The sequence below is a fragment of the Alteromonas sp. KUL49 genome, from assembly GCF_006538345.1.
Lineage (GTDB): Bacteria > Pseudomonadota > Gammaproteobacteria > Enterobacterales > Alteromonadaceae > Alteromonas.
In genome coordinates, this window is record NZ_BJKL01000006.1 from 254,744 (window position 1) to 267,380 (window position 12,637).

At 44.8% G+C, this 12,637-nt stretch carries 11 protein-coding genes; 8 read left to right on the top strand and 3 right to left on the bottom strand.

The window, feature by feature from the left end:
- The first annotated feature begins 35 nt into the window (after nt 1-35).
- From EYS00_RS12570 to EYS00_RS12585, 4 genes are all read left to right on the top strand, one after another.
- Complete coding sequence (locus EYS00_RS12570) at nt 36-935, top strand: uroporphyrinogen-III C-methyltransferase (protein WP_219995995.1); 900 nt, start codon at nt 36-38, stop codon at nt 933-935.
- Entirely contained in the window at nt 932-2,134 is a 1,203-nt protein-coding gene (locus EYS00_RS12575) for a heme biosynthesis HemY N-terminal domain-containing protein (protein WP_130637090.1), read from the top strand. Before EYS00_RS12570 ends, EYS00_RS12575 begins: the two co-directional genes overlap by 4 nt.
- 64 nt (nt 2,135-2,198) lie before the next feature.
- Complete coding sequence (locus tag EYS00_RS12580) at nt 2,199-3,320, top strand: AraC family transcriptional regulator (RefSeq protein WP_130637092.1); 1,122 nt, start codon at nt 2,199-2,201, stop codon at nt 3,318-3,320.
- A gap of 99 nt (nt 3,321-3,419) precedes the next feature.
- The gene (locus tag EYS00_RS12585) at nt 3,420-4,898 is read left to right on the top strand and encodes a S41 family peptidase (protein ID WP_130637095.1); all 1,479 of its coding nucleotides are present in this window, start codon (nt 3,420-3,422) and stop codon (nt 4,896-4,898) included.
- A 67-nt stretch (nt 4,899-4,965) separates the two neighbouring features.
- Here EYS00_RS12585 and rlmF read toward each other — a convergent pair whose 3' ends face one another.
- Both rlmF and EYS00_RS12595 read right to left on the bottom strand, forming a co-directional pair.
- The gene (gene rlmF / locus EYS00_RS12590; RefSeq protein WP_130637097.1) at nt 4,966-5,907 is read right to left on the bottom strand and encodes a 23S rRNA (adenine(1618)-N(6))-methyltransferase RlmF; all 942 of its coding nucleotides are present in this window, start codon (nt 5,905-5,907) and stop codon (nt 4,966-4,968) included.
- Between the two features lie 74 nt (nt 5,908-5,981).
- Entirely contained in the window at nt 5,982-6,728 is a 747-nt protein-coding gene (locus EYS00_RS12595; RefSeq protein ID WP_130637099.1) for an SDR family oxidoreductase, read from the bottom strand.
- Between the two features lie 146 nt (nt 6,729-6,874).
- Between EYS00_RS12595 and EYS00_RS12600 the strand changes: the two genes are divergently transcribed.
- Nucleotides 6,875-7,468: a TetR/AcrR family transcriptional regulator gene (locus tag EYS00_RS12600; protein WP_130637102.1), complete on the top strand. Its 594-nt coding sequence runs from the start codon at nt 6,875-6,877 to the stop codon at nt 7,466-7,468.
- A 26-nt stretch (nt 7,469-7,494) separates the two neighbouring features.
- On the opposite strand, the gene EYS00_RS12605 is transcribed toward EYS00_RS12600, so the two are convergent.
- A complete protein-coding gene (locus EYS00_RS12605) occupies nt 7,495-9,102 on the bottom strand; it encodes an RNA polymerase sigma factor (protein WP_130637104.1) in 1,608 nt (535 codons plus the stop codon).
- Between the two features lie 208 nt (nt 9,103-9,310).
- Between EYS00_RS12605 and EYS00_RS12610 the strand changes: the two genes are divergently transcribed.
- The 3 genes from EYS00_RS12610 to EYS00_RS12620 all read left to right on the top strand — a co-directional run bounded on the left by EYS00_RS12610 (nt 9,311) and on the right by EYS00_RS12620 (nt 12,628).
- Nucleotides 9,311-9,913 carry a CIA30 family protein gene (locus EYS00_RS12610; RefSeq protein ID WP_207301703.1) on the top strand — a complete coding sequence of 201 codons (603 nt, stop codon included), beginning with the start codon at nt 9,311-9,313 and terminating at the stop codon, nt 9,911-9,913.
- Nucleotides 9,914-9,933: 20 nt separating this feature from the next.
- Nucleotides 9,934-11,160 carry an acyltransferase family protein gene (locus EYS00_RS12615; protein ID WP_130637106.1) on the top strand — a complete coding sequence of 409 codons (1,227 nt, stop codon included), beginning with the start codon at nt 9,934-9,936 and terminating at the stop codon, nt 11,158-11,160.
- 241 nt (nt 11,161-11,401) lie between these two features.
- Nucleotides 11,402-12,628 carry a threonine/serine exporter ThrE family protein gene (locus EYS00_RS12620; RefSeq protein ID WP_130637108.1) on the top strand — a complete coding sequence of 409 codons (1,227 nt, stop codon included), beginning with the start codon at nt 11,402-11,404 and terminating at the stop codon, nt 12,626-12,628.
- Nucleotides 12,629-12,637 lie beyond the last annotated feature (9 nt).

Below are 12,637 nucleotides of genomic sequence, written 5' to 3' on the forward strand. Positions count from 1 at the left end.
TGGCGAATGAGGCTCAAATTGCGAATAGCATGGCCGTGCAGCAACTCAAGGCAACTCTCGAAGGCTCTCAATCTCAGCTACAAGCGCTAGCCGATACCAACTCGCAACTCAGTGAATCCGTGGCTTTGTTAGAAGCACAAAACCTCGCGCTTGAACAACAAAACCTTGCCACTCTGGAACAAATGAAATCGTTGGAGGGCCGCCGTCCTGCAGACTGGCTTATCGCAGAAGCAGATTATTTGGTGCGTATGGCTGGACGAAAAGTATGGCTCGACGACGACATACGCACAGCAATCATGTTGCTTATAAACGCCGACAAACGATTAGCATCATTGGCTGACCCGTCATTACTCCCCGTTCGCGCAAAAATAGCCGAAGATATTCAAGCTCTGCAACAAGCTAACAGTGTGTCGGTTAGTTCGGTAGCACTGGCAGTATCAGGATTGCTCTCACAAGTGGATATGCTACCTCTCAATGTATTTGAAAAGCCCGTCGACATTAACGCTCAAGATAACGAACTGAGTGAGTCAACGGCAGACTGGAAAGCCAACCTAGGTAAAGTCTGGGACAGTATGGTAGAGGACTTTTTTACCGTAAAAACCCTATCAGGCCCAGTAGAGCCGGTGCTTACCCAAGAAACACAATGGCTCATTCGAGAGCAACTAAGATACCAACTAATGCAGGCACAAGCTGCGGCATTAGATTACAACGCCACCTTGTTTGAGCAAACACTGACACAAGCCAACAGTATTATAGTGAGCCGTTTTGACAATACTGACAGTCAGGTGGTGGGTTACTTAACTGCGGTCCAAAACCTAGCAAGCACAGATGTGACTCGCGTCGTACCTACCGAGCTTGTCTCTCAGCAACCTCTCGCCGAGTTACTTGATGAACGAGTGCGTCAAGTCTTTGGTGAGGGAGCGAACGCACTATGAAGATACTAATCAAATTGGTCATTGTTCTTGGGCTATTTGTCATCGCTATGATGGCTGGGCCTAAGCTGCTGGGCGGTGATAAGGGCTACGTATTGATTGTATTGGGTGATACCGCTGTCGAAATGACAATCGTCAGTGTCGTTCTTATATCAACCGCCTCATTAATAGGACTTTGGATTTTCGTTCGAATATTACTTTGGTGTATAAGCCTCTTCAAAGGCTCTCACCGCTGGATTGGTTACTTTGGTGAACGTAAACGACAGCAGGCTTTCTATGCAGGTTTACAAGCCCTTGCCACAGGCGATCGTGAATCTGCGCGAAAGGCGCTCGAAAAAACAACCCAAGGGGATTTTCGCGGTGTGAATTATTTGGCAGCAGCACAAAGCGCCACCGATGATAGAAAAGCCAACTACTTCCTAGTGCAAGCCAGTGAGTATCCCGAATCTAAGTTGGCTGCGACCATCATGCAAGCCAAGCTGCTCGACAAGCAAGAAAAGTCAAAGGAAGCACTAGCACTGCTAGACGACATTGCTGAACCTCACGACAAAAATAGCGAAGTGGTCAAATTAAAGGCCCAACTTCTCGCCAAGCTCAATCAGTGGCAAACCCTGCAAACCAACTTACAAAGCTGGAAAAAGGTACTGCCAAAAGAAGACGTGATTAACTGGTCTCAGCACATGGCAAAAGGAAAATTTGCCGAAATCGCCAGTAAACAAGGGGCAGCTGAACTAAAAAACTACTGGTTAAGTTTACCTCGAAAACAACGTATCGATGTTGGTTTGCGCGCTGCGTATGCCGAACAATTACTTGACCAAGGCATGCACTCAGATGCACAAATCATGCTTGTGGAATGGCAAAAGAAAGGGCCCGAACCAAGCTTGTGCCGACTCATGCGTCAACTGAATCTACCCAATGCCTCTGCGGCAATCACAGCTCTTGAAGGTTGGATCAAAGCCGACAATGAAAACGCCGATCTGTACTCTACCCTTGGTGCTGTTGCGTTTAATTCAAATGATGACGTACTGGCTGAAAAAGCGTTACTACGTGCCATCAAGTTAAACCCAAACAAAGAAGACTTTGAAAAGCTCTCAGCCATTTTCGAGCGAAAGCACGAGCCTGTAAAAGCGCTACATTATATTAAGCAGGCCTATCAAATAGATACGTCATCATTGAACCTGATATTGCCAACAACAGAGTAGAATCAACAGACTAAAATAGGTTCTGTACTCAAAACTTAAAAAGACCAAACTATTAGGATTCCGCGTGGAGAACCTCTACTTCAATTGGCGCACAGCAATGATGCTAGTCATCTGTTGTATCGTGGTGCGCTATGCGTGGCGTCTGATTAGAAATGGTAAAGAAAAACGCGCTAGCCAATGGTTAGGCGCGTTCTTTTTGTGCTGCGCAATTGATGTTGTACCACAGATTATTGGCTTTGCCGGATTTTATGCTCAATGGCCAGGCTTGACCTTTTTCCCATTCAATACCGAATGCTGGCTGGGGGCATTGCTATATTTGCATAGCTACAGTTTGATGCATCAACAACCTATTGGTTGGCGTAAGTGGCTACTAGTGCCAGGTGTATTGCAGACTACCTATTATAGCTGGGCATTCCTTTTCTTAGGTGATTACAAACAAAAATGGGCATTTAACGACGCCTTCCATGAACCGTACATTTTACCTTTGGAAACTGCCTTAAGTGTTGCATTAATGCTATTTGCGTTGGTTCATGTGCGCCGCTCGATCCCCGTATACAAGAGCCATCTCGATCAGTTTTCGGCCAAAGTCGTCGCTTGCGATCCCTCTTGGCTAGACAATTTGTTTAAAGCCAGCGTATTAACCGCTTCGGTATATGTCGTATTGGAATTGACAACAATTTTTTCTACGTTGTCGTATATCGACGCGTTTCCATTTCAAATTGCCATTATGTTAGTCATTACTTGGCTAGCAATGGATGCCTATACACGTCTTAATCAAAACTTTCCCAAGCTCGATGATTCAACCGCTCGCGATGAGGAACAGTCGAGCAAAGCGAGTCCTCCCAAAGATTGGTCTCAACTTGGGCAACGAATGGCACAAGCGATAGACCAACAACAACTGTTTCTCGATCCTGATTTTTCCTTGCTTCAACTGGCAAGCAAAATCGGCACAAATGAAGTTTATGCCTCTAAAGCATTTAACAATGGTTTGTCCTGCACCTTTAACGAGTTTGTCAATCAACGTCGTATCGAGTTTGCCAAAATACTGCTACAAGAAACCGACCAATCAATACTAACCGCTGGCATGAATTCAGGCTTCGCTGCTAAGTCGACATTTAATCGTGTATTTAAGCTCTATGTTGGTCTAACACCCACCCAGTTTCGTCAACAGAATCTCGCGCCTTAACGTCTCATTTCTTTAAAAACTGCATAAATAAAGGCGTTGAGACGCATTAATTATTCTGCGGTAGATAATTTACGTACTTTCCATGTAACGAGAATAATCATGAAAACACGTTTAACGCAGAACATTTTACTGGCCTTCAGCCTTTGTTTATTTATGTCATTTAACCTAATAGCGGGTGAATCGGTAGGCCGCTTAACCGTGCAACAAGCGCAGCAAGAAATCGATTTGATTGAAGAGGTCTACGAACGCGTTCACCCTGGCTATACGAGATACGCAACTGAGAGTGAAATGCGTGCGGCTTGGCAACAGTTGCGAGAGCAAATCAACAACCAGCAGGGGATCGACGTCAATGACTTTTATTTGGCCATTCAACGCGTATTGGTGCTCATCCACTGTGACCATACCAAAGCCAATATTCCAGCCGCTTTGCTCGAGCAGCGCAAAACAACAGGCGTATTTTTGCCCTTTCGTTGGCATTGGGTAGAACAGCGTGGTTTTATCACTCAGGTGTCAGCGAGTGCTACTGAACAACTGAATATTGGTGATGAGATATTAACTATCGATGGCCGCCCTTTAACCGATCTTGTAGAAGAAGTTATTCAGTACATACCCTATGACGGTAATACCGAATGGACACGCAATGCTGGTGTTGCACAGTCGTTGGAATTTAATGGCGGCGCAGTCGACCACTTTGGATCAATGCTTTGGCAAAACAAACCTGAAGTAACCCTTAGGGTGCGAGATAAAGATGCCAACGTGCGTTCACTGACTGTCGCTCGAATCAACTATGACGAATATCGCAAAATTCCTATTGTCGCCGCTGGCGCGCGTAATTTCAAAGACGCGATCCGCTTTGAAATAATTGATGCCAACACTGCTTATCTGGCAGTCGATACCTTTGTTAACTATCGCCAACCGGTGGATCCGGAAGCAGTTTACACGCCAGTGTTTGCGCAAATTAAGCAAACTGGAATTAAGAAGCTAATTGTAGACTTACGCAAAAATGGTGGTGGTTCAAATGATGCGAGCCAAGGATTGATGCGCTTTTTGTTAACCGAAGAGAAAGTACTGTATAACGATATGTATATGAAGACGCTCGATATGGATGGCATTCGCCCATATCTGTCTAGCTGGGATGAGCGCGTTTTAGATCCCTATCGCATTGCCTTTTCAAAGCGCGACGAGCAACACTACTCATTGCGTGCATTTCTGACCGATGATTTAGATACGGTAGAGCCCCATGAGCTAGCATTTGACGGCCAACTTATCGCGTTAACTAGCGAGTCAAATTCGTCAGGAAGCGCAATGCTACTGACCCACTTAAGCGAGCAAGATAATGCCACGCTAGTCGGTCAAAAAACCGGTGGTAGCTCGACTGGCCCAACTGCTGGTGTATTAATTACATTAACCTTGCCACATTCCAACATCACCACCCGTGTACCGGTCTTCCGCTATCAAATAAACGCTGCTGATCACGGTTTCGGTTTAGGCGTTAACCCAGATATTGAAGTCGCCGTAACCGCTGAAAATTGGTTGGAAAATGTTGATGCTTCAATGGCTGCAGCGCTAGCACTTTAAATTTACATCGAGCGGTATTCCACAATATCTGCACATTCAATCACTATTACAGCTCGATATACATCTTCTAGTTTTCTAGTCGGTAATCGGCTTGTTCCTCAGCCGTTAAAAAGCTCCACGCAATAAAGCGGCTGATTTTTTGACCTTGGGCCATTTTAACCACCTTAACTTGCTTCGCATTGACCTTTTTCAACGCGAGCTTAATGCCACTTACGTTGTCTTTCTTCGACACTAACGTGGTAAACCAAACCACCTGCTGTGCATAGTGTTGGCTCTCTCGAACCATTTTGCGGACAAAGCGTAGTTCTCCGCCTTTGCACCACAACTCGTTAGAGCGGCCAGCAAAATTAAGAGCCGGAGTTTTGCCGTCAGAAACTTTGGTGTTCTTTCCTAAGTTTTTCCATTTTCTTTGGCTACCTTGAGCGGCCTCTTCTGCGGAGTTATGAAAAGGCGGATTACATTGGGTTAAATGAAACCTTTCGCCTTCGTTAATGATGCCTTGGAAAATCTGATTGGATTGCTTTTGATGACGGATCTCAATGACTTTAGACAAACCTTGGTTGGCGTTCACGATTTGCTTTGCCATTTTTACAGACCGGGCTTCGATGTCTGTTGCAACATAGCGCCAGCCGTAACTTTTGTGGCCCAGCAAAGGATAGATACAATTAGCCCCCGTACCAATGTCGAGCACCCTTACTTTCTTGTGGTCTATCTTCCCTTTAACACTTGATTGCAAAAGGTCAGCTAAGTAGTGAATGTAATCGACTCGTCCAGGAATGGGAGGGCACAAAAAGCCTGGCGGGATATCCCAATGGTCAATATCATAATAGGCTTTGAGCAAGGCTTTATTGAGTAACTTAACGGCATCAGAGTTAGAAAAATCTAACGTCCTTTTGCCATATTTACTCTCTATAAAGCCAGTAAGTTCTGGGACGAACTTACACAACTGGCCAAAATCGTAGTCTTGGTTATGCTTGTTTCTAGGGTGGAGTTTCGATTTAGCGTTCACACGAGTTAGCTTGCTTCCAGCTTTCTCGCTATTCTATCAAATGTGGGGCACACGACGCACCCCACGTTTTTGACTTATGCTTCTTCAACCGTCGCTTCGATGATGTTTTGGGCGAAAGACTGATAAGCCCCACCAAAGTCTCTCGCTAAACTATCTGGGAATAGGTGGAAGTCACCCGCTTTAAGTGCTGACACAATTCCATCACCCACAACACTAGCAGATTCACCTTCCATACCCACTTGAGCTGCCATATCAGTATCAATGGGACCAGGGTGAACACTCAGTACATGAACGCCTTTCTCAGCAAGTTCATCTTTGAGGCCTTGAGTGACTGTGTAAGCCGCAGCTTTAGAGGCTGAATAGCTGGTTAAATCTAGGAAGTTTTTGATTGAGGCAACGGAGTTCAACTGAACAAACGCCGCTCCTGCATCTTGGCTATTTTTCTCAAGCACCGGAGTAAAAGCTTGTGCCATTTTAACCAAACCTAAAACATTGATATTGATTTCATATGCGAACGCGCTTTCAAAATTTTCACTTAGCGGTCTGGCAAGCTCAAGCACACCTGCATTATTCACCACTAAAGTAACGTCACTCGCTACTTGCGCCGCTGCGGCTATATCACTTGGCTTTGATACATCTAGCTGAATAGGAACGACTCTATCTTTATATTGTTCTACCAACGCTTGTGTTGAATCAATATTTCGCACCGCCAAGTAAACCTTTTGGGCTCCATGACTAATAAGTGATTCGACGATGGATTTACCAATGCCTCGGTTAGCCCCAGTAACTAATGCGATTTGATTTTCTACGTTAAAACTCATGATGTGATCCTCTAACACTTAAATTCTTTTGATGACTACTTTTCAATGACCATTAATTTGTACCGATTGGTACAATTGATTTTTAATGTACCGATCGGTATGATTGATGTCAATAAATTTGATCAAATATTTTTCAGGTGATTTCTATGGCAGGTGGGCGCCAAAGAGAATTCTCTCAGCAAAAAGCGTTAGAGAGTGCAATGCAGGTATTTTGGAAGAAAGGCTTTGTAGGTGCTTCTTTAACCGACCTGACTACTAGCATGGGCATCAATAAGCCCAGTATGTATTCAGCGTTTGGCAACAAAGAGCAACTGTTTGTTAAAGCGACTCAATACTATATTGATCGCTACGCGTCACCTCCTTTTGACTTGTTAAGTGGGGATGAACCAATTAAACAGCGCGTGGCTCGCTATTTACGTTCTGTAATAAGTAGTCAGTGTCATTCGGATAAACCGAAAGGTTGCTATATTTCGTTGTGCGTTGCTGAATCAGAGGGTGAGCAGTTTCCAGAATCTGCGGCAGAGATCGTAGAACAAGCTAACCACTTTGGTGAAAATGCCTTAACCGACTTTTTCAGAACCGAACAGAGCAGCGGTAATTTAGCAGCCGGAACGTCTGCGGAAAAACTAGGGCGCTACTTTATTGCGTTTTTGCACGGTACCTCATCACTAGCACGGGGTGGGCGCAGTGAAGATGAGCTGTTGGCTTTAGTGAATATTGCTGTAGAAGCGATTGTCTAAACGATACTTCTACAGCAAAGCTGCTGTTAGCTTGTCTGTCGAAATCTTTTTCTCACCGAGTGTGAATACAACACCGCTGGAACAATCACGAACACCGCTAAAATCAACAGCGCCCAATGATAATTACTTGAGAAAGCGTCTAGATGACTGATATCGACGGCAGCTTGATTATTAACGTTCTTTGCAAAAGCTATTGCTCCTAGAGCGGCATCGTTAGCCCATGAAAATCCACCACTAACGGCGCTTTCCCAACCCATTGAAGACAGCGAAGAATACGCCTTATAGCCTATTGCTGAAGCGCCGAATGCGATAACACCGATAGCCACAGTGCCCAAACTAAATAAACCAAAACCCACAGCCCCGATACTGATAACACCGAACGAAACAATTCCCACACTGACGGGTGCTATGGCAACACCACCCCAGGCAAAGAGTAATCCTCGCGCTTCAGTACCACCCGCTATCCAACCAAACGCGGGCTGCTCGCCGTGTTCAGGCAAACCAAATTGAAAGTGATAAAGCGGTGCGCCAAGAATACGAATTCGACTAATCGTTTCTCGCGACTTTTTATCATTGCTGCTGTCAGAAAAAGCCTTCGGATTGAACAAGCGCTCCCGAGCTCGGAGGTTTTTGAGACTGACTGGCGTTCGATACGCTAGCAATAGGTAACTGAGGGTAAACAAGGCCACCAAGGTATGAGCAATACCAGAGTACAACGCTGCGGAGCTTTCTGACTCAAGCGCTAAGTGTTTAAGACCAAACATTCCTAGCACGTAAACAATAGCCAGCAACATATAGCTTGCCACGATTCTAATAACAAAGTGTTTCTCATTATTGGTACGCGATTGGTCTAACCCTGCTCTTAAACCAAAAAACGCACTGACAAAGCCAGATAACACCGCCAGAAGCGTAATAAAGGGAGCTAGCTTCAACACAGAGCTTGCTTTTGATGCGCCTACGCCGAGAGCCGCAGCTTTCGCCGGCGGCGCAATACCGCTGATAGCTGTGTAAACGGCAAGCGTAAAGGCGGCACCGGGCTTGGTTTTCTGCAATGCATCTTCCACAAATGAAGACATTGCTTGCTTTAGCAACTTTCGTCCACGAGATAATCGCTGCTTTGCGGCGGGAACTTCAATATCAAGCTCCTGTGCCACCCGCTCTACAGATTGCTGTTCGCGATAAAACAATATGAGTGGCTCACGATAAGTTTCATCTAATTCATTTAGCACTCGCCACATTAGTGTCTCTTGCTGATCTTGTATGGCTTGGCTATCCAAATCACCACTCTCATCGGTCACATTGACGTCATCGGTGATCTCGAGTCCCGCCTTACCAACATCTTTATCTGCTTTGCGTCTAAAAAGACTGACTTTGAACCGTAAAATACCGCATAACCAGGCTTTTAATTTTTGCGGTTCTCTTAAGGTATCGAGCTTCTTCCACGCTTCTATAAAGGACTCTTGCGCAATATCTTCGCTTAGCTTGATATCGCCCACCGACGAGTAGGCCAGTGAACACAACAAATTTTGATAACGGGCAACGATTTCACAAAAAGCATCTCGATCTCCTCCAAGTGACTGTATTACCAGTGCTGAGTCATCAATTTGCGCGGCAGTGTTGCTTTTTCTAAACATAGTTTTCGTCGATAGGAAGTGAGCTTACTTAATAAGTGTGTAGTCGCTAGTAAAAGGTGACACAGTTTTTTCATTTTTAGTGAATTTTTCACCAATAAAAAATAATTCACTTTTTTTGTCACCTTATTCTCACAAGGATCCACTTATTCAGTAACTACACCGCAATCTTGTGCGGATTGCTTTTTGAACCCTAACGAAGAGTTACTGAATGATGAAATCACTTTTATTGAGCGCTGCAAAATTAATAATACCCGTGTTAGTTGCACTCGCGGTATCTAACCCCTACGACGTACATGCCGAGTCTGTTGGCACGCTGGTGGATGACTTTAGTCACACCACAACCAATAGTTTAGGCCATGAAAGGCAGTTCATGAACGACACCTTATCTGGTGGAAAGACCCATGCCGAAGAGCAAATCACCTCAGGCGTCATACACCTCAGTGGAAAAATCGTACCACCTCGCGGACAACCAGGCTGGTCAAGTGCCATTCTGCCTCTCGCACCATTTGGCGAACATCAAGATGTAAGCAATTACCAAGGTATTAGGCTCAGAATCAAACTTAACCATGGCAACTTAACACTTTCTGCCAATAGTACTGAAATTACCAACTTTGATTATCACACTGCGCCACTTGTTGTGAAAACTGACGGCGAATTTCACGATGTAGAGGTGCCATTTGCATCAATGAAGCGCATGTGGTCAGAACAAGTCGCCCTCAATACTAAAACCATCACGAGCTTGAGCATCGTCGCGTTTAGCCTTCAACCAGCAGACTACAGCTTTGAAGTTGACGAAGTTACTTTTTACTAACTAAAACGAAAGATAAAACGATGAACAACTCTCAGAACAGCAGACTTGAATATCTAGACGTGGTGCGTGCCTTGGCGTTAATTCTGGGCGTTGTTTTTCATGCGAGCTTATCATTTGTGCCCATCTTTATCGGGTGGGCAGTCATGGATGTATCCACAAGCTCAGCGGTAGCGATATTTATGCTTATTAGCCATTCATTTCGCATGCCGCTCTTCTTTTTGCTGGCTGGCTTCTTTAGTCATTTGGCCTACTATCGATACGGTAAAAAGGCTTTTTTCAAATCTAGGTTAGTCAGAATTGGGGTTCCTTTTCTACTTGGATGGATGATCCTTCGCCCACTACTTGTCTCCTCTTGGGTGATGGGAATGGAGAGCATGCAGGGCGACGTTCATATTTGGCCTGCGCTTATTCAAGGTGTTCACTCTTTGCTGGAACTACCCAGTAACTTGTTAGTAGGTACGCACCTCTGGTTTTTGTATTACTTGCTCATGATCACCGCCGTAGTAGTTAGCCTGCGAGTGATACTTTCACTTAGTAGCAGTGTTGAGTGTAACGTTAAACGCTGTGTAGCTGGTGCATCTCGTTGGGTAAGCCGGAGTCCATTTGCAGTAATATTGCTCGCCGTACCGTGTACAGCTGTGCTTTGGCATATGGATACATGGGGTTTAGACACACCCGATAAATCCCTCTTGCCCCTGGCGTCAGTAACAGTGCTCTACGGTTTTTGTTTTATTGTCGGCTGGGTGCTTCACTCACACATCGACATGCTCAAGCACATTACCAAGTTACGGATCAGTACCTTTGTTTGTGCTTGTATTGCTGTTATTTCATGTATCCACTTATCGGGTTATGAATGGCAACCCGCTCACGAGCAATACACCATGCTCAAAGCCTTGTTTCTGTTTACCTATGCAGTGATGATGTGGTCGTTGATAGTGCTTTCCATTGGCATATGTAGAAGGTTTATCAACAAACCTAATGCTTTATTGAGGTACCTTTCAGACGCTTCCTATTGGATTTATCTGATTCACTTACCGATAGTCATTTGGCTACAAATCGCCGTTGCTGAAATAGCGTTACATTGGTTGCTCAAATGGCTACTGGTTTCTGGTGTAACTCTGGCGGTATCCTTGGTCCTTTACGATATTCTAGTACGCCCTACGTTGATTGGTCGTGTGCTCAATGGGAAGCGAAAGAGGAGTTTTGTCTCAACAAGGGAAAAAAATCGGTCTCTGTCAGATTGTTAGTCGAACTAATATTTATAATTTAGCTACCATACTGATAAAGCCAATATAAAACAGAGAAATACCAGCAAACCACTCAACAATAACATTACATTAACTCATTATTTTTTCTAAGTGTAAAAAACAAAAATGTGTTTTGTTTTCCATATTTTCTACCACTACAATTTGCCGAAATTATAGGCACAACTTAATCTAAGCAATTGAGAAGTAATATTCACCACTTGTAGTTCTGGTAGGGCGAAACATGGATACCGTTGAATTTATTCAAATTCGAAAATTTATAGTAAAACTTGGGAAAATGCTGCACAAGTATGGTACCCCGTCGTTTCGCTTGGAAGCCTATCTTACCGATATCGCCACCTATTTAGGTGTACATGCGTCGTTTACTTCTACGCCCACGTCGTTAGCAGTTGTAATGTGGAGCGACAAGCACGAAGACGAATACAATCACGCCGCCAGATTGATGCCCGGCGACCTAGATATGAACGCTTTGTCGCTCACCGATGAGCTTGCCAGCGAATTGTTGGAAGGCAAGCTATCGCTTACCGAAGCGAATGCACGACTCAATGAAATTGACGCCATGGGCAGTCCTTACGGTAAATGGATCACTGGGTTTTCCTTTGCCATGTCTACCAGCGCATTTGCCATGCTAATGGGTGCAAGCTGGGCGGAAATCGGCTGGACCGGTCTATTGGGTTTAGTGGCTTATATGTGGAGTTTATGGGCAGAAAAGTCCAAGCGCGTACACCTTATGCTAGAGCCAGTTACTACCTTTGTGGGTAGTTTGCTCGCTTGTGCGATTAGTGCTTACCTCGATCCAGGAATTAATATCCCTTTGATTGTTATGTCATCAGTTATTGTTTTTGTGCCAGGTCTTGCCTTAACCATGGGCCTTGCGGAACTGTCATCACGTAACATGGTATCAGGTACTGCTCGTACCATGGATGCGGTAATGCAGCTGTTTAAACTGTATTTTGGTGCCTTTCTTGGCGTTTCAGCAGGATTTAGTATTTTTGGCGAGAACGTGTATCAGCCCGCTGAATCATTGCCTTACTGGGCAACTTGGTTAGCCGTATTTTTGCTTTGCTTATCGCTTGTCGCCATATTCCGCACGCGGATAAAGCACATTCCATGGGCGCTGGCATCGGCGTTTATTGCATACAGTGCAACAGCATGGAGTTCTGATTACATGGGGCAAGGTTTGGGTGCGTTTATGGGCGCATTCGCCTTGGGTATATTTGCCAATATGTTCACGCGTATTGCAAACCAACCTGCCACCATTGTGGCCATGCACGGACTCATCGTATTGGTACCCGGCTCAAAAACCTATATTGGACTTAACTCATTTGTTTCAGGACAAGACTTTGTTCAAGCCGAACACTTGGGCCAAGAACTGTTTTTGATATTTATGTCGTTAGTGGCTGGGCTTATTTTTGCCAACGTTATTGCGCCGACTAAGAAGGCGTTGTAGTCATCAAAT

Coding starts and splice junctions, on each gene's coding strand:
- EYS00_RS12575 (WP_130637090.1), top strand. CDS start 932: ATGAAGATACTAATCAAATTGGTCATTGTTCTTGGGCTATTTGTCATC.
- EYS00_RS12585 (WP_130637095.1), top strand. CDS start 3,420: ATGAAAACACGTTTAACGCAGAACATTTTACTGGCCTTCAGCCTTTGT.
- EYS00_RS12595 (WP_130637099.1), bottom strand. CDS start 6,728: ATGAGTTTTAACGTAGAAAATCAAATCGCATTAGTTACTGGGGCTAAC.
- EYS00_RS12600 (WP_130637102.1), top strand. CDS start 6,875: ATGGCAGGTGGGCGCCAAAGAGAATTCTCTCAGCAAAAAGCGTTAGAG.
- EYS00_RS12605 (WP_130637104.1), bottom strand. CDS start 9,102: ATGTTTAGAAAAAGCAACACTGCCGCGCAAATTGATGACTCAGCACTG.
- EYS00_RS12610 (WP_207301703.1), top strand. CDS start 9,311: ATGATGAAATCACTTTTATTGAGCGCTGCAAAATTAATAATACCCGTG.
- EYS00_RS12615 (WP_130637106.1), top strand. CDS start 9,934: ATGAACAACTCTCAGAACAGCAGACTTGAATATCTAGACGTGGTGCGT.
- EYS00_RS12620 (WP_130637108.1), top strand. CDS start 11,402: ATGGATACCGTTGAATTTATTCAAATTCGAAAATTTATAGTAAAACTT.